At 68.5% G+C, this 23,717-nt stretch carries 16 protein-coding genes; 7 read left to right on the plus strand and 9 right to left on the minus strand.

The annotated features are described in order from the left end of the window. Positions 1-17: 17 nt before the first annotated feature. The 8 genes from ACIBPB_RS30375 to ACIBPB_RS30410 all read right to left on the minus strand — a co-directional run bounded on the left by ACIBPB_RS30375 (position 18) and on the right by ACIBPB_RS30410 (position 12,535). Positions 18-2,111, minus strand: coding sequence for an alpha-glucuronidase (locus ACIBPB_RS30375; RefSeq protein WP_396842868.1), 2,094 nt, complete (start codon positions 2,109-2,111; stop codon positions 18-20). Next, positions 2,108-4,141: a beta-galactosidase gene (locus ACIBPB_RS30380; RefSeq protein ID WP_396842869.1), complete on the minus strand. Its 2,034-nt coding sequence runs from the start codon at positions 4,139-4,141 to the stop codon at positions 2,108-2,110. Before ACIBPB_RS30380 ends, ACIBPB_RS30375 begins: the two co-directional genes overlap by 4 nt. Next, on the minus strand, positions 4,138-4,824 hold the full coding sequence (locus ACIBPB_RS30385; RefSeq protein WP_396842870.1) for a DUF624 domain-containing protein: 687 nt from the start codon (positions 4,822-4,824) through the stop codon (positions 4,138-4,140). Before ACIBPB_RS30385 ends, ACIBPB_RS30380 begins: the two co-directional genes overlap by 4 nt. Next, on the minus strand, positions 4,821-6,353 hold the full coding sequence (locus tag ACIBPB_RS30390; protein ID WP_396842871.1) for a xylan 1,4-beta-xylosidase: 1,533 nt from the start codon (positions 6,351-6,353) through the stop codon (positions 4,821-4,823). Before ACIBPB_RS30390 ends, ACIBPB_RS30385 begins: the two co-directional genes overlap by 4 nt. A gap of 115 nt (positions 6,354-6,468) precedes the next feature. Next, positions 6,469-8,106, minus strand: a complete 1,638-nt coding sequence (locus ACIBPB_RS30395; protein WP_396842872.1) for an extracellular solute-binding protein — start codon at positions 8,104-8,106, stop codon at positions 6,469-6,471. A 48-nt stretch (positions 8,107-8,154) separates the two neighbouring features. Then, entirely contained in the window at positions 8,155-9,084 is a 930-nt protein-coding gene (locus ACIBPB_RS30400) for a carbohydrate ABC transporter permease (protein WP_396842873.1), read from the minus strand. Further along, positions 9,081-10,070: an ABC transporter permease gene (locus tag ACIBPB_RS30405; protein WP_396842874.1), complete on the minus strand. Its 990-nt coding sequence runs from the start codon at positions 10,068-10,070 to the stop codon at positions 9,081-9,083. The genes ACIBPB_RS30400 and ACIBPB_RS30405 overlap by 4 nt, the downstream gene beginning before the upstream one ends. 2 nt (positions 10,071-10,072) lie before the next feature. Next, a complete protein-coding gene (locus ACIBPB_RS30410; RefSeq protein ID WP_396842875.1) occupies positions 10,073-12,535 on the minus strand; it encodes a glycoside hydrolase family 3 N-terminal domain-containing protein in 2,463 nt (820 codons plus the stop codon). 274 nt (positions 12,536-12,809) lie between these two features. Between ACIBPB_RS30410 and ACIBPB_RS30415 the strand changes: the two genes are divergently transcribed. The 3 genes from ACIBPB_RS30415 (at position 12,810) to ACIBPB_RS30425 (ending at position 16,277) form a co-directional block, all read left to right on the plus strand. Next, positions 12,810-13,847, plus strand: coding sequence for a LacI family DNA-binding transcriptional regulator (locus ACIBPB_RS30415; RefSeq protein WP_396842876.1), 1,038 nt, complete (start codon positions 12,810-12,812; stop codon positions 13,845-13,847). Between the two features lie 25 nt (positions 13,848-13,872). After that, a complete protein-coding gene (locus ACIBPB_RS30420) occupies positions 13,873-14,886 on the plus strand; it encodes an acetylxylan esterase (protein ID WP_396842877.1) in 1,014 nt (337 codons plus the stop codon). 95 nt (positions 14,887-14,981) lie between these two features. Further along, positions 14,982-16,277 carry a D-alanyl-D-alanine carboxypeptidase family protein gene (locus tag ACIBPB_RS30425; RefSeq protein WP_396842878.1) on the plus strand — a complete coding sequence of 432 codons (1,296 nt, stop codon included), beginning with the start codon at positions 14,982-14,984 and terminating at the stop codon, positions 16,275-16,277. Here ACIBPB_RS30425 and ACIBPB_RS30430 read toward each other — a convergent pair. Continuing rightward, entirely contained in the window at positions 16,274-17,320 is a 1,047-nt protein-coding gene (locus ACIBPB_RS30430; protein WP_396842879.1) for a LacI family DNA-binding transcriptional regulator, read from the minus strand. The two genes, ACIBPB_RS30425 and ACIBPB_RS30430, sit on opposite strands and share 4 nt — an antisense overlap. A 187-nt stretch (positions 17,321-17,507) precedes the next feature. Between ACIBPB_RS30430 and ACIBPB_RS30435 the strand changes: the two genes are divergently transcribed. The 4 genes from ACIBPB_RS30435 to ACIBPB_RS30450 all read left to right on the plus strand — a co-directional run bounded on the left by ACIBPB_RS30435 (position 17,508) and on the right by ACIBPB_RS30450 (position 23,324). Beyond that, entirely contained in the window at positions 17,508-18,473 is a 966-nt protein-coding gene (locus ACIBPB_RS30435) for an acetylxylan esterase (RefSeq protein WP_396842880.1), read from the plus strand. Positions 18,474-18,556: 83 nt separating this feature from the next. Then, on the plus strand, positions 18,557-18,811 hold the full coding sequence (locus tag ACIBPB_RS30440) for a hypothetical protein (protein ID WP_396842881.1): 255 nt from the start codon (positions 18,557-18,559) through the stop codon (positions 18,809-18,811). Positions 18,812-18,843: 32 nt separating this feature from the next. Continuing rightward, positions 18,844-20,484 carry a recombinase family protein gene (locus ACIBPB_RS30445; RefSeq protein ID WP_396842882.1) on the plus strand — a complete coding sequence of 547 codons (1,641 nt, stop codon included), beginning with the start codon at positions 18,844-18,846 and terminating at the stop codon, positions 20,482-20,484. 2,324 nt (positions 20,485-22,808) lie between these two features. After that, a complete protein-coding gene (locus ACIBPB_RS30450; RefSeq protein WP_396842883.1) occupies positions 22,809-23,324 on the plus strand; it encodes a hypothetical protein in 516 nt (171 codons plus the stop codon). Positions 23,325-23,717: the final 393 nt, after the last annotated feature.

Consider the following 23,717-nt stretch of genomic DNA (forward strand, 5'->3'; position numbering starts at 1 on the left):
CCGGCGGGCCAGCCCGGTCAGTGGATCCGCCGGCCCCGCGCGTCCGGCACCCCGGACTTGCGGAAGAAGTAGGCGTTGACCTGGTCCCGCCACTCCTGCGCGCAGCGCACCTGCTCGTCGAGGCGCTCCCGGACCCGGTCGTGCAGCGCCCGGTCGACCAGGCCGGACAGCGCATCCCACCGGCGCCGCATCGCGTGGACCTGCTCGACGCCGGCGAAGTGGGTGTCGTAGATGTGCTGGATCACGGTCGAGCCGCTGCGCAGCACGTGCCCGTACGGCACGTGGTGGAAGAAGAGCAGCAGCTCGTCCGGGCACCGCTCGACCGACTCGTAGATTTCCGACCAGGGCGGCGGGTACTGGCCGGTGAACCCGGTGCCCGAGGCGCGGGTGCGGTCCACGCCCACCCCGTCCCGGTCGGCGAAGTGGTAGGTGCCCCACCGGCTGTACTCGTACCCGTCCACGTCGGGGCCGTAGTGGAGCCCGGGGCGGACCATGAAGCCGACGCCGAGCGGCGCGGTGTACCGCTCGTAGGTGCGCCAGGAGTCGTCCATCAGCTCGTGCAGGGTCCGCCGCACCAGGTCGGGGTCGCCGTCCGGAGCCGGCGGGAAGGTCAGGTCGATCCACTCGTCGAGCACGGCGGCCGGATCCAGCCGGGGATCCCAGGCCAGCCGGCCGAACGCGTACAGGTTGGCCTGGGCGAGCGGATGCCCGGTCCAGAACGGGTCGTCGCCGACGTTCGAGACGGCGACCAGCCCACCGCCGTCCCCCCGCTCGCCGGCGGCCACACCGGCGACGGTACGGTCGTCGCCCCACGGCGCGAACCGGAGCACCTCGCTCCACCACGGGCCCAGGTAGCACACGTGCCGCTGCTGGCCGGTGTATTCCTGGGTCACCTGGAACTCCACCGCCAACCGGGTGGCCGGCATGGCCGCCAGCACCGGGGAGACCGGCTCCCGGACCTGGAAGTCGATCGGGCCGTGCTTCACCTGGACGACCACGTTGGGCCGGAACCGCCCGTCGAGCGGCGCGAAGTGGTCGAAGGCGGCCCGGGCCCGGTCGGTCGACCGGTCCCGCCAGTCCTGCCGGTGGTTGTAGACGAAGGCCCGCCAGTGCACCACCCCGTCGAACGGCGCCAGCGCGTCGGCGAGCAGGTTCGCGCCGTCGGCGTGGTCCCGCCCGTAGCTGAACGGGCCGGGCTGCCCCTCGGAGTCGGCCTTCACCAGGTAGCCGCCGAAGTCCGGGATGCGGTCGTACACCTGGCGGGTGGTCGCGGCCCACCACGCCCGTACCCGCCCGTCCAGCGGGTCGGCGGTCGGCAGGCCGCCGAGCACGACCGGCGCGGCGAAGGTGACCGACAGGTGCACCCGGATCCCGTACGGCCGCAGCAGGTCCGCGATCGCGGCCACGTCGCCGAGCCGGTCGGTCAGCAGCCGCGCCTCCGTGCCGTGCACGTTGACGTTGTTCACCGAGACCGCGTTGACCCCGGCCGCCGCCAGCAGCCGGCCGTAGGCCCGGATCCGGCCCAGGTCACCGCGCGGGGCGCCGTCCCGCCAGAAGATCGACCCGCCCGCGTAGCCGCGCTCGACCTGCCCCATCACCGGATGCACGTCCACGTTGTCCCAGTGGTCGAGCATGCGCCGCCGCATCGCGGGCCGGTGCGCCTGCGGCGGGCGGCCGGCGCCGAACGCCGACTCGCCGAGGCGGACCACGTGGAACAGGCCGTACAGCAGTCCCGCCGGTTCCTCGGCCAGCACCACCGTGACGCCGGCCCGCCGGGCCAGCAGGAAGCCCTCGGCGCCGAGCGCCTCCCGGCCGCGCCGGTGCTCGGCGGCGACCTCCTCGGCGCCGGCGGGCAGCGGCCCGGCCGTGGCCAGCGCGAACACCAGGTCGGCCGGGCCGTCGTCGGGGCGCCCGTCCGCCGGGCCCGCCGTGGCCGGCCCCCGCCGCCGTACGTTGCCGCCGTACCGGGCGCAGGCCGCGGTCACCTCCCGCAGCACCGTCTCCACCAGCGGGCCGGCACCGCAGACCAGGGTGCGACGGGCGCCGAGGGCGCGGAACGCCTCCGGCGGCAACCAGGCGGGGTGCACGTCGACGGGTCGGTCGGTGGTCATGAATCCTCCCGGAGCACCAGGACACCGCGCGCCGCGAGCGTGACCGGTCCGCCGGCCTCGACCCGGTCCCCGGTCAGCAGGTCGACCGCGCCGGCGCGGGCGGTCACCTCGACCGGCTCGGCGCGGTGGTTGAGCAGGAACTGCAGGCGCGTGCCGTCCCCGGCGACCCGGACGGCCGTCTCGAGGTCCGGCACGTCCGGGTACGGCCCGATCAGGTGGTGCCGGTCGAGCACCCGCCGGACCACCCAGGAGACGCCCGCCTGGTCCAGCCCGGTCGCGACGTACCAGCCGTCGCCGGCGCCGTAGGCGTTCCGGGTGACGGCCGGGGTGCCGGCGTAGAAGTCTGCCTGGTAGGTGCCGACCGTCTCCGCCCCCTCGGGGATCACCAGCTCGAAGACCAGCCGGCCGGCCACCTCGACCCGGTCGGCGCCGCTGCCCAGGAGCACCGGGTTGACGAACTCCGGTCCGCGGGCGTCCCACTCGTCGACGCGTACGCCCATCAGCTCGGCCAGCGGGCCGGGCACGTCCATGAGGAAGGCGTTGTCGTTCTCGTCGACCCGCCCGGACAGGAACGTGGTCAGCACCGAGCCGCCCCGGCCGGCCACCTCCGCCAGCCGCCCCGCGACGTCGCCCTTGAGCAGGTGCAGCGCCGGCGCGACGACCACGTCGTACCGGGACAGCTCCGCGGTGACCGCCACGACGTCGACGTCCACGCCGGCGTCCCAGAGCGCCCGGTGGTAGGCCAGCACCAGCTGCTGGTAGCGGACCAGCCGGGACGGGCCGTCGGAGAGTTCCAACGCCCACCAGCTGTCCCAGTCGAACAGCAGCGCGACCCGGGCCGGGGTACGCGCGCCCAGCGTCGCCGCGCCGAGCCGCTCGAACTCGGCCCCCAACTGCGCGACCTCCCGGAACACCCGGGTGTCCGACCGCCCGGCGTGGCCGATGACCGCGCCGTGGTACTTCTCGCTGGCACCCCGGGAGGCCCGCAGCTGGAAGAAGAGCACCGCGTCGGCGCCGTGCGCCACCGCCTGCCAGCTCCACAGCCGCAGCACCCCCGGCCGCTTCAGCGGGTTCACGTCCCGGCAGGCGGTGTGGCTCGGGGTCTGCTCCATCAACCAGAACGGCTGGCCGTCCTTCAGCCCGCGCATGAGGTCGTGCGTCAGCGCCATCCAGGACGGCGAGCTGTCGTCCGGCGGGTAGTTGTCCCACGAGGCGAAGTCGAGATGGGGCGCCCAGCGGTGGTAGTCGATCGGCCGGTACATGCCCATGAAGTTGGTGGTGACCGGGACGTCCGGGCTGGACTCGCGGATCGCCGCCTTCTCGTCGAGGAAGGTGGCCAGCATGGCGTCGGACATGAACCGGAGATAGTCCAGGGTGATCCCCTGGAACGCGGTGTGGTCCGGTCCGCGCCAGTGCTCGGTCAGCGCCGACGGCGGTTCGATCTGGTCCCAGCCGGTGAAGGTGTGCGACCAGAAGGTCGTGTACCAGGCCTCGTTGAGCGCGTCCAGGGTGCCGTACCGGAGGCGCAGCCAGTCCCGGAAGCCGGCGGCGCACCGGTCGCAGTAGCAGGCCCCGCCGTACTCGTTGCCGACGTGCCAGGCCACGATCGACGGGTTTCCGGCGTACCGCGCGGCGACCCGGCGGGCCAGTTCGGTGGCGAGCCGCCGGAAGACCGGGGAGCTGGGGCAGGAGTTGTGCCGCTGCCCGAACCGGTGTCGGCGTCCCTCGAAGTCGGTGCGGGTCACCTCGGGGTGGGCGCGGGCCAGCCACGCCGGGTGGGCGGCCGTGCCGGTGGCCAGGCAGATCATCCGGCCCTCCGCGGTCGCCCGGTCGACGATCCGGTCCAGCAGCGTGAAGTCGTAGACGTCCGGGGCGGGCTGGGTCTGCGCCCAGGCGAAGACGCCCAGGGTGACCAGGTCGATCCGGGCCCGGTCGAAGAGCCGGTAGTCCTGCTGCCACACCGGTTCGGGCCACTGCTCGGGGTTGTAGTCCCCACCGAAGGGCACCTTGCCGGTGCGGGGCAGCCTCACGCCGTGAAGTCCTTCCGGATCAGGGCGATCATCGGCTCGCTGCCGCGCAGCAGCGCGAAGACCAGCACCGCGCCCAGGGCGGCGAGCACCGCCTCGGAGGTCACCAGCACCAGGGCGGTCGCCGCGGCCAGCAGGCCCGCCGTGCCCAGCGTGCCGACCGGGGTGCGCACGACGAAGAACCGGGCCAGCCGCAGCACGTCGCGGAGGCGGAAGCTGAACAACGAGGTGATCACCAGCGCGTTCACCCCGATCAGGGTGACCCCCGCGCCGACCAGGACCAACGGCACCGCCCACCAGCCGGACAGGCCCGTGGCCGACAGGTGGGCGAGGTTTATCGCGATGACGGTCAGCCAGACCAGCAACGGCACCCAGACCAGCAGGGCGTCGCGCAGGTTGGTCCGGTAGCCGCGCCAGAAGACCCGCGCCGGGTGCAGGTCGGTCAGGTCGGGGCGCTGGTGGTGCAGCGCGTAGCAGGCGGCGGAGAACGCCGGGCCGAGCGGGATCGCACACGCCGCGGCCAACGGAAGGTTGCTGATGTCCCGGTCCAGCAGGGTGAGCGCGACGAGGCCGGGCGCGGCGGCGACCAGCAGCAGCAGCTCGACCACGAGCAGGGTGTAGATCAGCGCCGCGGCGCGGGACAGCGGCCCCTCGCCGAACTGGCGGTGGACGCCGGCGTCGCTCATGCGGGTTCCTCTCCGGTGGGCTGGCCGAGCAGCCGCTCGTCGTGCCACCACGGCGGGGTCTCGTCGGCGACCGCGGTGAGCTCGACCAGGGTGACCTCGTGCCGGGACAGGTGCAAGTCGAGCGCGACGCGGCCGGCCACGACGGGCAGGCTGGTGTGCCGCCGGACCGGCTCGGCGGCCTCCCGCAGGGCGTCCAGCTGGCGGGCGTGCGGGGAGGCGGGCCGGCCCATCTCGCCCCACGCCCGCCACGCGTTGCCCGCCTCCTCGCTGACCGACGAGCGCAGCAGGAAGGCGGTGCTCGCCCCGGGCGACGCCAGGGGCAGGGACAGCTGCACGGTGTGCCGGTCGGGGACCGGCTCGCGACCGGTGACGTCCACCGGCGCCCAGGCCAGCACGGTGATCCGGCCGGTGCCGTCCCGGGTGACCAGGTGGTCCGCGCCGCGGGCGAGGACCTGGTCACCGAGGCGGGCCAGGAAGGCGTACAGATGGTAGGTCGGCTTCTTGATCTGGCGGTGGGTGAGCAGGCCGAAGCCGCCGTGGAACAGCGTGGTGGGCACCCCCTCCTCCTCGAACATGTCGCTGAAGGTCCAGTAGGAGAAGGAGTCGACCAGGTCGCCGCCGCCGGCCACCACGGGAGCCAGGTACGCGGCGTGGAAGGCGGTGTCGTGGATCGGGTTGTCGGGCCGGTAGGACGAGTTGAACTCGGTGATGTGCACCGGCAGCCCGGCCAGGGCGGTGTCCCGCAGCAGTGCGGCCGGGGTGGCGAACTGCGCCAGCAGCCCGGCCGCCGGGGTCAGCGTCTGGTGTACGCCGAACGGCACGTGCTGGGCCGGCCCGGAGGAGTAGGCGTGCTTGCTGACGAAGTCGACCGGCACCGACCGGGCGGCGACGAAGTCGGCGAAGCGGGGCAGCCAGTCGTCGGCGCCGGGGGAGAGGGCCGGGCCGCCGACCTGCAACCCGGCGTCGACCTCCTTCACGGCGTGCGCGGTGACCTCGTAGAGCCGGTGGTAGGCGGCCTCGTCCGCGCCCTGCCAGAAGTTGGTGAGGTTCGGTTCGTTCCACACCTCGATCGGCCAGCCGCGCACCTCGTCTAGGCCGTACCGGTCGACGAGGTGGGCGACGGTGGCCCGGACCAGGTCGGCCCATTCGGTCCAGGACGCGGGCGGGGTGACGTTGCCGCGCCACCAGAACACCGTCTGGTCGCCGGAGGCGAGGGCCGCGGGCATGAAGCCCAGCTCCACGAACGGGCGGATGCCGAGGTCGAGGTAGGCGTCGATCACCTGGTCGACGTAGGTGAAGGCGTGCCGGACGTGGCGCGAGCCCCGGTACTCGTAGGGCCGGTGCACGCCGACGCCGTCGCTGAGCAGCCCGTGCCCGCGGATGTGCCGGAAGCCGATCTCCCGCTGGATCAGGGCCAGCGAGTCCTGGTAGTCGCGTCGCAGCGCCAGTTCGAACCGGCCGGTGCCGACGCAGGCGCGCCACGCCTCGGTCAGCCGGCCGGTGGCCTGCTCCGGTACGACGACCCGCATGTCAGTCCTCTCCTCTGCCCTACGCCTGGCGGCCCGCAGCGGCGCCGCCGGACGGAGGGCCGCCCGAGGGCGTGCCGGCCGGGCGCCGCGTGCGGGCCCGGCCGGCGGCCTCCGGTCAGCCGTGGTTCTTCTGGTACCGGTCGTAGGCCTTGTTGATGACGTCCAGGTAGGAGCTCATGTGCTTGCCGTTGAGCTCGTTCACGTAGGCGTCCCACTCGCTGAGGTTGCGCTGGCCCAGGATGAACTTCAGCGTGTTCCCGTAGACGAAGTCCTTCAGCGGCGTCTCCCAGAGGGTCACCTGCTCGCGCTCGGCGTCGCTGAGCGGGTGCGGCGGCGCGACCGGGACGGGCGGCCGGGCGTTGAGCACCTTCTGGAACTCCACCTCCTCCGGCGAGAAGAACGCCTGCACCAGCTCCGGCTTGCCGCCGTAGGCGAAGATGCCGTTGTAGAAGCCGAAGTCCTTCTGCAGATGCTTCGTGCCCTTCGGGTTCAGCCCGAGGACGTCGACGTCGGGGGCGAGGGTGTGCTTGCCGGACGAGTCCTTGGTGTAGGTGACCCCCTCGACACCCCACTTGGCGAACTCCTTGCCGGCCTCCGAGTACCAGAGCCAGTCGATGAACTGCATCATCGCCACGAAGTTCTTGCTGTCCCGAGCCTTCGTGGAGATCATGACGCCGTTCTCGAGCCGGGGCGCCGGGTTCATCGGTCCGGCCGGCCCGATCGGGAAGGGGATCTTCGCCATCCGCGCGTTCGGCAACGTCTTCGCCATGTCGGGCCGGTAGTCGTTGACCAGGCTCTGCGCATTGGCGCTGATCACGAAGGACTTGCCGCTGGCGAGCTTCTGGCGGGCCTGGTCGTCGGTCTGGGTGAAGGTCTCCGGGTCGAGCAGCCCCTCGGCGACCAGCTTGTGCAGGTACTCCAGGATCGCCTTGTACTGCTCCGACGAGCCGTTGTAGATGAACTTCTTGGCGTTCGCGTCCCAGCTGGTGTGCTGGAAGTTCCAGCCGGCCCCCGACAGCCCGTACGACACGGCCAGCATGTTCAGCAGGTTGCCGGCCGGGTTGGGCTTGCCGAACCGGTCGGAGAGCGGGTAGACGTTCGGGTACTTCGCCTTCATTGCCTTGAGCATGGTGTACACGTCGTCCCAGGTCTGCGGGACCGGGATCTTGAGCTCCTCGAGGATGTCCATCCGGACCGCGAGGGTGTAGTCCTGCCAGGGCTTCTCGTGCAGGCCGGGCAGCAGGTAGAACTTGCCGTCCTCCTGCCGGAGCGCGTCGATCTCCGCCTGCAGGTTCCACTTCTCGATGCTGTCCTTGAAGTTCGGCATCAGGTCGAGGTAGTCGCTGACCGGGAGAATGGCGCCCGAGGAGACGTACGCCTCCTCCTGCGGGTGGTAGGTCTTGGGAATGATGAACGGGGCGTCACCGGCGCCGATCAGGACGCTGCGCTTCTGCTCGTAGTCGCTCAGCGGCACGGCGACCGGCTCGATCTTGACACCGGTCCGCTTGGTCAGCTCCGACCAGAACAGCCAGTCGTTCTTCAGCGGATAGTTCGGGTGGTTGTTGTAGAGCATCGAGAACGACACCGACGTGGTGGCCTTGAACTGGTCGCCGACGCCGTACTTGTCCATGGCGCCGACCCGGTTGTCGGCGAGGTCCTTCTTGTCGGCCGCGTCGTCGCCGCAGCCGGCCACCGACACGACGGCGGCCGCGCCGGCGGCGAACAGCAGATGGCGCCGGGATAGCTGAACCATGGGGATTCCTCTCGGGTGGGGGTGGTGTGCGGGTGGTTGCGCTTGCGGCTATCCCTTGACCGCCCCGAGCATGACGCCGGAGACGAAGTACCGCTGGATGAAGGGGTAGACCGTCAGGATGGGCAGGACCGTGAGCACGATGGTCACGGCCTGGATGGTGGCGGCGGACTGCACGACGTCGGTGGCGCTGCCGAGACCCCCGCCGGTCGAGGTCGCGTCGGTCGCGCCGGCGATGAGATTGCGCAGGTACACCGTCACCGGGAGCAGGTCCATCTGATCCATGTAGAGGAACGCGGAGAACCAGGAGTTCCAGAAGGAGACGGTGTAGAAGAGCAACATCGTGGCGACCACCGCCTTCGACAGCGGCAGCACGATGCGCAGCAGGGTTCCGTACGTGTTCAGCCCGTCGACGGCGGCGGCCTCCTCCAACTCGACCGGCAGGCTCTCGAAGAACGCCTTCATGACGAGGAGGTTGAACACGCTGATCGCGTTGGGCAGCGCGATGGCCCACACGGTGTTCTTCAACCCGAGGCTGGTGACCAGGACGTAGTTGGGGATCAGCCCGCCGCTGAAGAACATGGTGAACACGGCGATCCCGACCAGCGCGTTGCGGCCCTTGAGGTGCTTCTTGGACAGCACGTAGGCGTAGCAGGTGGTCAGCACCAACGAGACAGCCGTGGCGACCGCCGTGTAGAAGATCGTGTTGCGATAGTTCGTCCAGAACAGCGGATCGGACATCACCGCCTTGTACGCGGCGATGTTGAATCCGCGCGGGACCAGGTTCACCTGCCCGGCAACGATGTACGCGTTGTCGCTGAGCGACCGCGCCACGATGTTGACGAAGGGGTACAACGTCACCACCACGATGCCGGTCAGGACGATCGCGTTGACCACCTGGAAGACCCGGAAGCCCCGGCTCGGCCGGATGCCGGTCCGGCCGCTGGCCGCCCGGCGGGACGTGGTCCGGTCGACGATCACCACAGGCTCGCTCCCACCGCTCGCCGGGAGATCGCGTTGGCCGACAGCACCAGCGTCAACCCGATCGCGGACTCGAACAGGCCGATCGCGGCCGCGTAGCTGAAGTTGTTGGAGACGATGCCGACCCGGAACAGGTAGGTGGAGATTACGTCGGCGGTCGGATAGGTCAACGGGTTGTACAACAACAGGATCTTCTCGAACCCGACCGCCATGAAGGTGCCGATGTTGAGGATCAGCAGGGTCACCATCGTCGGCCGGATCCCGGGCAGGGTCACGTGCCAGGTCTGCCGCCACCGGTTGGCCCCGTCGATCCGGGCCGCCTCGTACAGGTCCTCGTCGATGGTGGTCAGCGCGGCCAGGTAGAGGATCGTGCCCCAGCCGACGGTCTGCCAGACCTCCGAGGAGACGTAGATGCTCCGGAACCACCCGGCCTGCTGCAGGAACGGCACCGCCTCGCCGCCGACCGCCCGGACCAGCTGGTTCACCGCCCCGTCGACGGACAACAGCTGCATGACCATGGCCGCCACGATCACGATCGACAGGAAGTGCGGCAGGTACGACACGGACTGGACGAACCGCTTGAGCCGGGTGCTGCGCAGCTCGTTGAGGAGCAGCGCCAGCACGATCGGCAGGGGAAAGCAGAACAGCAGGGTCAGCGCGCCCAGCACCAGGGTGTTGGTGAAGACGTCCCAGAACGTCGGGTCGCTCAGGAACATCCGGATGTACCGCAGGCCCACCCACTGCTCGCCGAAGATGCTGCCGCCCGGCCGGAACCGGCGGAAGGCGATCACGTTGCCGAGCATCGGCAGGTACCGGAAGACCAGGAAGAACAGCAGCGGCAGGACGGCCAGCGAGTAGAGCTGCCAGTCCCGGCGCAGCGCCCGCCGCCAGGTGCGCCGGCGCTTGCGCCGCACCGGCGTGGCACCGGACGGCACCGGCGGCGGGCTCGCTGTCGGTGGTGGGCGCAGGGCTCCGGGGCTGCTCATCGCTACCTCTCCTCGGCGGTGTGCGGCAGGGTGGCGGCCGGCTCGACGCGCACCGACGGCTCGAGCCGCCGGTGTGGGCCGGTGTCCCGTTCGGCGCCCACCAGGCGCAGCGGCAGGGCGGCCACCAGCTCGGCGCTCGACCGGCCGAACCGCAGCTCCACGTCGCCGGGCTCGACGATCCGCCGGCCGTGCCGGCCCGGGAACGACGCGAGGTCGGCGGGGACCGTGAAGCTGACCCGGGCGGCCTCGCCGGCCGCCAGCGGCACCCGGGCGTAACCGATCAGGCGCACCGTCGGGCGGGTGGTCTGCGCGACGGGATCGTGCAGGTAGAGCTGGACGACCTCGGCACCGGCGCGCGACCCGGTGTTGTGGACCGTGATCTCGACGGTCACCTCGCCGTCGACCGCCCAGGGCGCCGGCGCGTCGGGTCGGGCCGCCGCCCCGGACACGGCGGCCGCGCTCCACTCGAACGTGGTGTAGCTGAGCCCGTGGCCGAACGGGAAGGCCGGCGTCGGGTCGACCGAGGACACCTTCGATCGGTGCGTCAGCGTCGGGCCGAGGTAGGTGCCGGGCAGGCCGCCGGCGTCGCGGGGGACGCTGACCGGCAGCCGGCCGGACGGATTCACCAGGCCGGCGAGCACCTCGGCCAGCGCCCGGGACCCGCGCTGGCCGGGGAAGAAGGCCTGCACGACGGCGGCGGCCCGGTCGTATTCCGCCCCGAGGGCGTACGGCCGGCCGGTCAGCAGCACGAGGACGACCGGGGTGCCGGTGTCCAGGACGGCCCGGACCAGGTCGGCCTGCACGCCGGGCAGCCGCAGGTCGACCGCGTCGCAGCCCTCGCCGGAGGTGCCCCGCCCGAACAGCCCGGCCCGGTCGCCGACGGCCAGCACGCAGACGTCCGCGGCCGCCGCGGCCGACACGGCGGCGGCGAAGCCGCTGGTGTCGTCGCCGGTCACCGCGCAGCCCGGCGCGTAGCTGAGCTTCGGGAACAGCCGGTCGAGGGCGGCGCGCAGGGAGGCGATCTCCACCCCGGTCTCGTGGTCGGGGTGGTGGACGCCGACGTGCAGCGGGAACGAGTAGCAGCCGAGCATCGCCATCGGGTCATCGGCGACCGGACCCACCAGGGCGATCCGCTGGTGCACGGTCAGCGGTAGCAGCTCCGCCCGGTTGCGCAGCAGGACGACGCACTCCCGGGCCAGCCGCAGGGCGACGTCCCGGCTGCGCTCGTCGTCGAGGCGTACCTGCTCGACCTGTGGGGGCAGCGGCTGCCAGCCGTCGTCGAGCAGGCCGAGTTCGATCTTCTGGATGAGTACCCGGCGCAGCGCCCGGTCGACCAGCGCCTCGTCGACCGCGCCGGCGCGGACCGCCGCCACCAGTTCGGGGCCGAAGGTGTCCACGGTGGGCAGTTCGACGTCGATGCCGGCGGTCAGGGCGAGCCGGGCCGCGTCCGGCGCCCCGGCGGCGACGCCGTGCAGGGTCTCCAGGAAGCGCACCGCGAAGTAGTCCGCGACGACGGTCCCGGTGAAGCCCCACTCGTCCCGCAACAGTCCGGTCAGCAGGCTCTCGTCGGCGGCCACCGGCACGCCGTCGATCTCGGCGTAGGAGTTCATCACCGAGCGCGCCCCGCCGAGGCGCAGGGCCATCTCGAACGGCGGCAGGATGACCTCGGCCAGCTCCCGGCGCCCCACCTGGGCGGGGGCGAGGTTGCGGCCGCCGCGCGAGGTCGAGTAGCCGGCGAAGTGCTTCAGGGTGGCGACCACGCCGGCCCGTTCCAGACCCCGGACGTACGCGGCGCCGACCGTGCCGACCAGGAAGGGGTCCTCGCCGATCGTCTCCTCGGTGCGGCCCCAGCGGTAGTCCCGGGTCACGTCCAGCACCGGCGCCAGGCCCTGGTGGACGCCGGCGGCCCGCATGGACCGGCCGATCCGTCCGGCCATCTCCTGCACCAGGTCCGGGTCGAAGGTGGCGCCCCAGCTCAGCGGCGCCGGATAGACCGTGGCCCGCCAGGCGGCGAACCCGGTGAGGCACTCCTCGTGCACCTGGGCCGGGATGCCGAACCGGCTCGCCGCCGCGATCTCCGCCTGGGACGCGGCCAGCGACCGGGCGCCGTGCACCGGGTCGACCGGCGCGGTCCCGAACGGGCGGGTCAGCTGGCCGAGGCCGTGCCGGATCACCTCGCCCCACTCGGGCGGGTCGGCCGCCAGGTCGGACTGGTGCGGGGCGACGCCGGCTCCGGACGCGTCGGCGCCGACCCAGACGCCGACGAGCTGGGCGATCTTCTCCTCCAGCGACATCAGCGGGAGCAACGCGTCCGCGCGCCGGTCCGGCGGCAGCGCGGCGTCCCGCCACGGCTGGGCATCGATCACCGGGCCGGGCTGGGCCGTCGGGCCGGGCTGGATTGCCGGGCCGGGCTGGGCCGCCGGTGGCTGGGCCGCCGGGTGGGTGACGGGCAACTGGTCGGTCATGCGCACCTCTCGAATCCGACCAGCAGTCCTCCCGGGGCCGAGCATCGGGAAGCCGCGGTCTCCTCCGAAATTTTCGGCGGCCACGTGGTACTTGTTGCGGGAACTTAGGGGGCCGGCCGGACCATGTCAAGAGGTGGGGGAAAGCGCTGTCCACGCTGGAGGGTATCGACGACGATGAGCCGTGCAGCCGGTTGCCCAGCCCCGACGGGTCATCGTCGACCGGCGACGCCTGTGATAATGTCCGCCGAAATTTTCGGACGCTTGGATGAGGCCCATGACGACGTCCCGCCCCGCCACCCCGCCCGGCGCCGCCACCATCGCGACCATCGCCAACGAGGTCGGCGTCTCCGTGGCCACCGTCTCGAAGGTGCTCAACGGCCGCGCCGACGTCGCCGCCGACACCCGGGCCCGGGTCGAGGCCAGCCTCGAACGGCACGGGTACCGCCGCCGGTCACGCCGCCGGTCGGCCGACGCCGGGCAGGTCCACCTGGTCTTCCACGAGTTCGACAACGAGTGGGCCATGGAGATCATCCGGGGGGTGGAGTCGGTGACCGCGCCGGCCGGGGTCAACGTGGTGCTCTCCCAGCTGGGCGGCGCGCACCGCCCCCCGCAGCAGTGGCTCGACGAGCTGCTCGCCCACCCGCCGCGCGGCGTGCTGTTCGTGCTGTGCCAGCTCGGCGAGGCGCAACAGCGCCAGCTCCAGCGCCGCAAGATCCCCTTCGTGGTGCTGGACACCGACAGCGCGACCTCGGCCTCGGTGCCCACCGTCGGCTCGAACAACTTCAACGGCGGCCTGCTCGCCGCCCGCCACCTGCTCGGCCTCGGCCACCGCCGGATCGGGATCATCTCCGGGCCGCAGGACGTGCTCTGCAGCCGGGCCCGGGCGGCCGGCTTCCGCTCCGCCCACGAGGAGGCGGGCGTCGCGGTGGAACCGGAGCTGGTGCGCTTCGGCAGCTTCTACGTCGACGCCGGCTACACGCACGGGATGGAGCTGCTGACCACGACGCAGCGTCCCACGGCGATCTTCGCGGGCTCCGACATGCAGGCCATGGGCGTGCTCCGGGCGGCGCGCCAGCTCGGCCTGGACGTCCCCGGCGACCTGTCGGTGGTCGGCTACGACAACCTGCCGGTGGCCGCCTGGATCGGCCCCGCCCTGACCACCGTCAACCAGCCGCTGCGCGACATGGCCGGCACGGCCACCCAGATGCTGCTCGACCTGGCCCGCGGGGTGGACCTGCCGGCCAGCCGGGTCGACCTGGTGACCGAGTTGATCGTGCGCGAGACCTCCGCCCCGCCCGCCCGGACCCGCTGAGTCCCGTCCCCACCCGCGAGGAGCCATGGCCCTGTTCGACCTCCCCCTCGACCACCTGCGCCGGTACGCGCCCACGGTGCCGGAGCCGGCCGACTTCGACGCCTTCTGGCGCGCGACACTGGCCGCCGAGGCGCCCCGGCCGGTGCTGCTCGACGTCCGGCCGGAGCCGACCGACCTGCGCCTGGTGCAGACCTGGGACGTGACCTTCGCCGGCTTCGGCGGCGACCCGGTCAGGGCCTGGTACACCCGACCGGCCGGAGTGGACGCACCGCTGCCCGCCGTCGTGGAGTACGTCGGCTACGGGCGCGGGCGCGGCCTGCCGCACGAGCGGTTGACCTGGCCGGTCGCCGGATACGCCCACCTGCTGATGGACGCCCGGGGGTCGGGTCAGTACGGCAGCGGGGACACCGACGACCCGCACGCCGGCCGCGCGGGCGGCCCCTGGCCGGTGACCTGGGGCATCCTCGACCCGGAGCGCTACTACTACCGCCGGCTTATCACCGACGCGGTGCGCGCCGTGCAGGCCGTGCGGGCGCTGCCCGGCGTCGACGCCGCCCGCGTGGTCGCCGCCGGGAACAGCCAGGGCGGCGGTCTCGCCCTCGCCGTGGCGGGACTCGTCCCCGACCTCGCGGCGCTGCTCACCACGGCCCCGTTCCTCTGCCACATCCAGCGGGCCATCGAGATCACCGACGCCGCGCCGTACGGCGAGATCGCGCAGTACGTCGCGGTCAACCGGGAGGCGGAGGCGCGGGTACGGGCCACCCTGTCCTACGTCGACGGCGTCGCCTTCGCCCGCCGGGCCGCCGCGCCCGCGCACTTCGGTGTCGGCCTGCGGGACCGGGTCTGCCCGCCGAGCACCGCGTTCGCCGCCTACAACCAGTACGGCGCCGACCACGGCCGGCTCGACCCCACCGACCGGGAGATCCACGTCTACCCGTTCAACCAGCACGAGGGCGGCGAGGCCGTGCAGGTGCGGCGGCAGCTGCGCTGGCTGGCGCAGCGCGTACCCCTGCCGGGGCCCGCCCCCGCCGGCGGGTGACGAGGGGCGGGGACCTTACCGCCCGGGCGCGCCCGCCGGACGCGAATGGCCGAGCAGGCAACCCGATCGTGGCGGTGTGGCTAGCGTCCGGGGACATGAGAGGCCTGCCCGCGGCGCTCGCCGTCGCCCTGCTCGTACCGGCGCTCAGCCTGCCCGGAGCGGTCCCGGCGAACGCCCGGGCCGGCGGCTCGGCCCGCGGCGGACGCCTGCCGGCCGGCCCGCCGCCCTGCCCGAACGTGCCGGCCCCGGCGACCCGGCCACCGCAGCCACCGCCGCCGGCGGACCCCGCGGCCCGGGCGATCGGCGGGGCCGCGCTGGCGACCGCCGGTCTCGTGGTGCCCGCCTCGTCGCCGGCCCCGCCACCGGTCACCGCGACCTCCTGGCTGGTCGCCGACCTGGACAGCGGCGCCGTGCTGGGTGGCTGCGGCCCGCACGAGTACGGCGTGCCGGCGAGCGTGCAGAAGCTGCTGCTGGCCGCCACCATGCTGCCCAAGCTGGACCCGGAGCGCGAGGTCACGGTGACCGCCGGGGATGTGGCCATCGAGCCGGGCAGCTCGGCGGTGGGACTGGTCGAGGACGGCCGGTACCGGATCGAGACGATCTGGCTGGGCCTGCTGCTCAAGTCCGGCAACGAGGCGGCCAACGCCCTCGCCCGCCTCGGCGGCGGCCCGGACGGGCTGGCCGGGGGCGTCCGGGCGATGAACGAGCAGGCGCGCTGGCTGGGGGCGCGGCAGACGCACGCGGTGACCTCGTCGGGCCTCGACGGACCCGGCCAGTTCACCAGCGCGTACGACCTCGCGTTGATCGCCCGGGCCTGCTTCGCCCAGCCCGCCTTCCGCCGGTACACCGCGACCCGTACCGCGGTGGTGCCCGGCCAGCCGGCGCTGCGGGTGAAGCCGTTCGAGATCCAGAACGACAACCAGTTGCTGGCGCAGTATCCGGGTGCCCTGGGCGGCAAGACGGGCTTCACCGACCTGGCCCGGCACACCTACGTCGGGGCCGCCGAGCGCGGCGGACGCCGGCTCGTGGTCACCCTGCTCGGCGCCGAGATCCCGACCCAGCGCGGCTGGCAGCAGGGCGCGGCCCTGCTCGACTGGGGGTTCGCGCTGCCCCGGGACGCGGCGGTGGGACGGCTGGTCGGGCCCGGCGAACTCAGCTCGGCCAGCCCGTCCCCGTCGGCCGGCGGGTCGGCCCTCGCCGCCGGCCGGGCCGTGGGCGCTCCCGCCGCCACGCACGCCGGCGGTTGGCCGGGCACCCGGTCGTCGGTGGCCGTCGGGGCGCTGCTGGTGGCCGGCGGCGCGGTGCTGCTGCGCCGCCGGCGCCGGCACCCGGCCGCCCTCGTCGCGCCGGCCGGGTCACCGCGCCCGCCGGACGACGGCGACCGTGGCTAGCGGGACAGGTCCGCCGGGACCCGCTCGGCGTCGTACCGGACCGAACTGTCCCGCACGACCAGCTCGGTGGCCAGCTCGACCCGCGGCGACTCGATCTCCTCGCCCTGGGACAGGCGCAGCACCGTGCGCGCGGCGAGCCGCCCCATCTCGACCAGCGGCTGCCGGACCGTGGTCAGCGGCGGCGACGCCCAGCGTGCCTCGGGCAGGTCGTCGAAGCCGACCACGCTGACGTCGTCGCCGACCCGCAGCCCGCGGCGGCGCACCGCCTCGTAGACCCCGAAGGCCATCTGGTCGCTGGCCGCGAAGACCGCGGTGGGCGGGTCGTCGAGCTCCAGCAGGGCCGTCCCCGCCGCGAAGCCGGAGGCGTGGTAGAAGTCGCCGGGCTGCACGAGCCGGTCGTCCAGCGGTATGCCGGCCCGCTCCAGGGCGGCCCGGTAGCCGTCGAGCCGGGCCCGGCTGCACAGCAGGTGCGGCGGGCCGGCGACCAGACCGATCCGGCGGTGCCCCAGCGCGAGCAGGTGCTCGGTCGCGGCGAGCCCGCCGGACCAGTTGGTGGCGCCGATAGTGGGCACGTCGGTGGCGGGCGCCCCGGCCGGGTCGACGACCACGACCGGCACGTTGAGCCGGCGCAGCTGCGCGTGCACCGGCGAGGTGAGGTGCGAGGTCACCAGGATGACGCCGTCCGAGGCGCGGGCGCGCAGGTTCTGCAGCCACTGCCGGGTCGAGGTGGACTCGCGGTGGATCGCCGAGACCACGGTGCCCACCCCGGCGGCGTGCCCGACGTCCTCCACACCGCGGATGATCTCCAGGGCCCACGGGCTGTCCAGGTCGGGGAAGAGCAGGTCGAGCAGACCCGCCCGGTGCGCGGCGCGGGTGCCGCGCCGCCGGTAGCCGTGGTGACGCAGCAGCTCCTCGACCCGTTCCCGGGTCTCCGGCGCAACGTCCGAACGCCCGTTGAGCACGCGGGAGACGGTGGGCACGGAGACCCCGGCCTCCCGCGCGATCACGGTGATGGTCACCCTGCGCTCGCCGTCCGTGCTCACCCGCGTCTCCTTCACCCGGCCGGAACACCGACGGCAACGGTGCCGACGGCGCTCGGAACGGCCTGCCGCCCCCGATCATCTTGCCGTACGGCCCGGGGGTTGACGACAACCCGGGGTCGCCCTAGCGTTCCGGGAGATCATCGCCAGGTTTCGGAAATTTCCCGGTCGGCCAGCGGAGGAGCGGCTCTTGTACACCGACCTGCCCGAGGCGGACCTGCGCGGCTACCGCAGCGCGCTCCGCGAGCCGGACGACTTCGACGCCTTCTGGGCCGAGACCCTCGCCGAGGCGCGCGAGTGCGGCGGCGACCTCGAGGTGACCCCGGTGAGCACGCCGCTGACCAGCCTCGACGTCTTCGACGTGACCTTCCCCGGCTTCGCCGGCCAGCCGGTCCGGGCGTGGCTGCGGGTGCCGCGCGGCGCCACCGGACCGCTGCCCACCGTGGTGCAGTACGTCGGCTACGGCGGCGGCCGGGGGCACGCGCTGGAGAACCTGCTCTGGGCCGCGGCCGGCTACGCGCACCTGCAGATGGACACCCGGGGCCAGGGTTCCGGGTGGAGCCGGGGCGACACCCCCGACCTGGCCGGCGCCGGCCCGCAGGCGCCCGGCGTCACCACCCGAGGCATCGAGGACCCACGCCGCTACTACTACCGGCGTTTCCTCACCGACGCGGTCCGGGCCGTCGACGCCGCCCGCCGGCTGCCGGCCGTCGACCCGGACCGGGTGGCGGTGCTCGGGCACAGCCAGGGCGGCGCCGCCGCGCTGGCCACCGCCGCGCTGGTGCCCGACCTGCGCGCGGCCGTGTCGTACGTGCCGTTCCTCTGCGACATCCCGCGCGCGGTGACCATCACCGACGCCCACCCCTACCGGGAGATCCGGGACTACCTGGCGGTGCACCGGGACCGGGAGGACGCCGCACTGCACACCCTCGGCTACGTCGACGGGGTCGCCTTCGCCCGGCGGGCCACCGTGCCGGCCCGCTTCTCGGTCGCCCTGATGGACGAGATCGTGCCGCCGTCCACGGTGTTCGCCGCGGTGCACGCCTACCGGGGGCCGGCCGAGCTGGCCGTCTGGCGGTACAACGGCCACGAGGCGGGCGGCATCGACGACGACGCCGCCGCGCTCGACTTCCTCCGGTCCGCCCTCGACGGCTGACGGCGCGCCCCCGGCGCCCACGGTTGCCGGCCCGGCGGGCCCCTGATGCTGGTAGACACGGCGGGGTGAGGACCGGTGTGCGCGTGGCGACCGCGGTGGCCGTGCTGGCCGCGGCGCTGACCGCCGCCTGCCAGCGGCCGGTGCCCGCCCCGCCGCCGACACCGCCCACCGCGCCCACCCCGTCGGCCAGCCCGCCCACCCCGTCGGCCACCCCGACCGGGCCGCGCGCCCCGGCCGACATCGTCGACCTCGCCGCCGTCGACCCCAGCGTGCGCACCGACATCCGGTACGCCGGGGCGTACCGGGGAGAGTCACAGGGGCGTATATTGCCTGGTTGAAAGGCATCAGGGCAGCTAGGGAGGAACCACAGATGAGAGTACTTGCAGCGCTACGGCTGAGCCGACAGAGAGACGAAAGCACTTCTTTCCCTAGGCAAAAAGAAGACATCAACAAAGTCTTGCCTGACTTCTCCGGAACGATTGTCGACACGGCAGAAGACATGGACGTATCAGCCGGAACGGTTGACCCCTTCTCACGTCCTGGTCTTGGACCGTATCTAACCGACCCTGAGTTAATCAGTACCTATGACGCTATTGCCTGGGCAAAGCTTGATAGGGCAATCCGAAACATGATGGACCTAAACCGACTGGCAATGTTTGCAGTCGAGAATAAGAAGGTTCTAATCTTTGCTGCTGGTCCGGGCGGTTCTCTGAAACTGGACTTCCGTAAGCGTGACCCTATCTCTAATCTCATCCTGCAATTCCTAGCTTTTGCTGCTGAGTTGGAATGGTTGGCTATCTCAGACCGGAACAAGGGTAGTTCTGATTACCTTCGGTCTGTTGGCCGATACAAGGGTGGTCCCATCCCGTACGGCTATATGAAGGCTAAGAATCCGAACGGTCCTGGCTTCATCCTGGTGCATGACCCTATTTCCGCTCCTGTAATTCAGGAGGCTGTAAGAAGAGCTATCGATGGTGAGACGTCAGAAGCTATCTGCCGAGACTTCACCGCTAGGGGAATCCACACCCCTAAGCAGCATTCAGCCATGCGGAACGGCAAGCCTGTACCGAAGGTTGGTAGCAACGGCAAGCCTATTGCTTGGGGCGCTTCTGCTCTAACGAATGACATTCTGCGTAGCAGGAACCTTCTAGGCGAGACTGAATACTTTGCCAAGGATGAAGACGGTAAGCACGTAAAGGATGAGAACGGCAAGCGGGTTAGAAGAGTCGTCAGGGACGACAAGGGGATGCCTGTACTCAGAGGAGAACCCCTAATCACCCATGAAGACTTTGACCGCTTGCAAGCTGCCCTAGACCGTAGGGGCGTAGCTACGGCACCTAGGAGGCATGACGCTAATCCCTTGCTAGGAGTTGCTAAGTGCATTAAATGCTCTGCAAACCTCTACCGGCGAGAGTGGAAAGACGACAACGGCAAGGTCTTTGCCTATTACTACTGCTCTACCAAGACCGGTAAAGACAAGTGCACACCTGGGATCAACTCAGAACTTCTAGAGGAAAGAATCTTGCAGGGCATCGTTTCTACCTTCGGTCACCTAGAGGTGATGGAGAAGCGTTACGTACCTGGGGAAGACTTCAGCCAAGAGCTAGGGCAGATTGAGCGCGCTATCTCTGGTGTACGCAGAGAGCGTGATTTGGGTTTCTATGAAGGTGACGAGAAGGGCTATGAAGAGCGCCTAGGCAACTTGATTGCCAGAAGAAAGACCTTGCTTGCTAAGCCTTCTCGTCCGGCAGGATGGGACTACGTTTCTACCGGCAAGACCTACAAGGAACTCTTTACCAACTCTTCTCTCCAAGAAAGAAGGCAACTTCTTATTAAGGCTGAAGTTATCGCTTATGTCGGTAAGCCTAAGGATGATGCAGAGAAGTTCGCCATGCTTTCTAGCGTCAAGATGATCCGTCCGGCATCTAGAGGGATTACCGATATTGCCGGGCCGCTAGCCCTTCATATGTTCTTTGATGAAGAGATTGAAAAGCGTATCCAGCAGCGCTAGATAGCTCTGTCATGCAACCGTCATAGAAGGCTGATAGTTTGCACTGTGTAAGGAGGTTAGGTACATGGCTACGGTGCATGAAGTCAGAGTTAACCGCCCAATGCTGGAAGGATTGCAGAAGCTTCTACGGTCTAAGTTCTGTCCACTCTGCAAGCAGAAGCTAGAACTTCACTCGTCCCTAACACTCACCAAAACGGCAAGGGTTGTGGATTGCTCTAACAACATCGATTGAAGGATCTTCCTAGAGACTGGCCCGGCATAGTCCGGGCCTTCTCTGTGTCTGGATAGCCTCACAGCCTCTCAGCCCATCCAGGGGTACACCTACCCAGGGTCGGCTACTGATCTTGGCTCAGATTGGCTCTCAGAGCCTCTAGCGGCTGTGCCGCCTGGTGAAGCCTCTCCCCTGCCCTGTGTCCTACACCTAACCGTAATTAGGACACTATCTCTTAGGTGAAGGTCCAAAAGATGGAAAGGAGGTGAGAACCCATGAACCACTCTTGTAGCGGTTGCGACAACCTATGGTCTGGTCTAGCTAGAGCACACTGCTCTAAGTGTCATGAGACTTTCGATACCGTAGCCCTGTTCGATAGCCACCGTAAGAACGGCAGATGCCTGAAGCCAGGAAACCTACGCATGACTTGGGACAGCGTATGGAAGGCAGGAGCGTTTCTAGAAGCTTGAAGCGTACGCATCAGAGAGCCTGAGAGCCGTTCTAAGCCACCTAGCTAGTCCTGGGGCTACTTGGGTATGGGTAGGCAGCTTCTAGGGGCTCTGACGTTATAGGGCAGCTAACCCAGGGAAAGTTTTAGCCCACAACCACATTTGAATAAGCACCGCCGGCCACGAGTCTAGGAATCATTCCTTGGCTCTTTTTTTGCGCGATTTTTAAGGAGAAACGATCATGGATGAAAAGATTATCGAATCAGCAAAGCAGAGACTTGCAGAGCTAAAAGCATCACGGAACAAGTCTTCTAGCGTCTTCAAGCCCGCTAGTTATTGGGCTTCCCTAGATGATGAGAACCCTAAGCGGTCAAAGAATCCAATCAGGGAATCAGTAAAGAAGAACCCTTGTCCCGTGTGCTTAGCCGAGCCTGGTAAACCATGCACCGGTTCTAGGGGTCAGGAAAGAAAGTCAAACCATAGAGCACGGTACGGGGGCTGAGTGAAATGAACTACGTAGTTGCTGAATGGAGGTTCCCTAAGTATTTCGATACCGGGGTTAGAACCAACACTTATCCAGAAGCAGAAAAAGAAACGGCAAGACTTCACAGAGAGAACGGCATTAACTCACGCTTCCTCCCCTTCTCGGTAGATAGAGCCAATGGGTTAGGCATTATCGGCAGGGGAAGATGATTTATGGGAAAGAAAGAAACGTATTGGGAGTCAGGAGAACAATTTACGATGCTTGGCACTGATCTTTGTCTAGAGATTGGTACGGACACCAGCATTAAGCCGTTGCATGTAAGGCTGATGTTCATTGCGTTTGCTCGGGTTAACTCAGTCAACCATGCAGAGTTTGCGCCAGGAGAGCTAGAGAGAGCGTTAGGGGACGTTGGTCCGGAGGGTGAGGTTATCCCTGCTAGCCGTTCCAGCGTCACTACGGCAATCAGAAAGCTAGCAGACATGGGGATTGTTCTTCCCAGCGTGGCTGATGAGTACGGGGTTATGAAGAGTGGTGAGCGTTGTCTGATCCTTCATCCGAAGATTAAGCACGGGAAGACCACCGACTTCTGTACTTGGCACAAGCTGAACACCGACAAGCGCCGTAAGCGTCAGAGCCTAGAACCCCATAACCCTGCTGCTGTCTGGTCTGTACGTACAAATTGCTGATTTTGTACGGTCTGCACGTACAACTGATGTACGGAAGTACGGGGAAATTGGACAACCCAACTCTCTGACCTGCAACATTGCCTCTTGCTCTGGATCTACTCTCTTAGGGCACACCTAAAGGTGTGCAGGGTACGGCAAGAAGAATTAGGAGGGGTTTTGATTGTTTAAGAAACCCCGACCAACCCTCGCCTTAAGGGCGAGATATTCGGTATGAAAATTAGTTGATAGTTATTTGATGATAATTGCGCCGCGGAGCGCCTAGATAATTCTTTTAGTTAGAAGATTATTTCCCCTCGCAAGCTCGGATAACCGCTGTCTTGCGACCGCCGGCCGCAACCATTTTTAAGGAGAAATGAATCATGAAGTTATGTGGATTCCATGAATGTACTAAAGAACCAACGGCCGTACGTTACGGCCTAGATGTATGTGATGAACATACTTCCAATATCTACAACCGATTAAAAGACACCTTCTTTAACCGCAAATTAGCAACCATGTTTGAAAAGGGAGAGTTAACCTCTCACTCCGTAGGAGTGACCTACCTAGTAGAGCTACCTAACGGCAATGTCAAAATCGGCTATAGCCGGGACCATGAAACCCTAGCTATCAGGCTTACAAGCCTCTCTAGCCAGTTCTCAGGCAAGGTGCATCTTCTAGCTACCGTAGCTGCCGGTGAAACCTATGAAGCCGTTCTTCACGCAAGGTTCTCTGACTATAGACACTGGAACGCTCCTTTAGAGCAGTTCTATGGGGTTGATGAGCTTTACGACTATGCGGAAGAGATCGGTCTAGAGGCTAACGGCATTCTTGCCAAGAAGGCTTTTGAAGGCGATATCTACCCTAGGTTCCTGGCAACTCCTAATGCCGAACTACCCACCTGGGTTAGCTGCCCTACGTGCAGCGCTTCTAAGGGTGCTGAATGCACTTGGAGAGTTAGAGCTACCGGCAGGTTTCATAAGAACAGGGTTAGGTCTTGTAAGTCTCTCTTCCCTAGCTATCAGACTGATTAGGAATCTTTCTGAGGCTCCGTATCCTGATTCCCTATCAAGGCTGCTATTAGATATATGAGAGACAGAAAAATCCCACCACTTCCCCTAACACAGACTCCCAGCAGGGTTGAGTAGAAATAGATTGTCTTGGGGAAGCGATCAGCCTTTACTCCCCTGCTGGGTTTATTCCCCAAGCGGGCTGAAAGCCCTTATGACGTATGTCAGGAGATTCCCCATGAACGAAAAGCGTTGGAACATCTATGAACTAGTTTGCCTATTCCGCATTGCTTTTGCCGAACTAGAGCACGCTTTAGATGATGCCATTAAGACAACCCACCACACTTAAACCCAGGAGGTGACCATGCCAGCAGGAAGACCAAGAGCCTATGTTCCTGAGCCTGGTCAGATGTTCGG

The organism is Micromonospora sp. NPDC049836 (genome assembly GCF_044465125.1).
In the GTDB taxonomy this organism is placed as follows: Bacteria; Actinomycetota; Actinomycetes; order Mycobacteriales; family Micromonosporaceae; genus Micromonospora.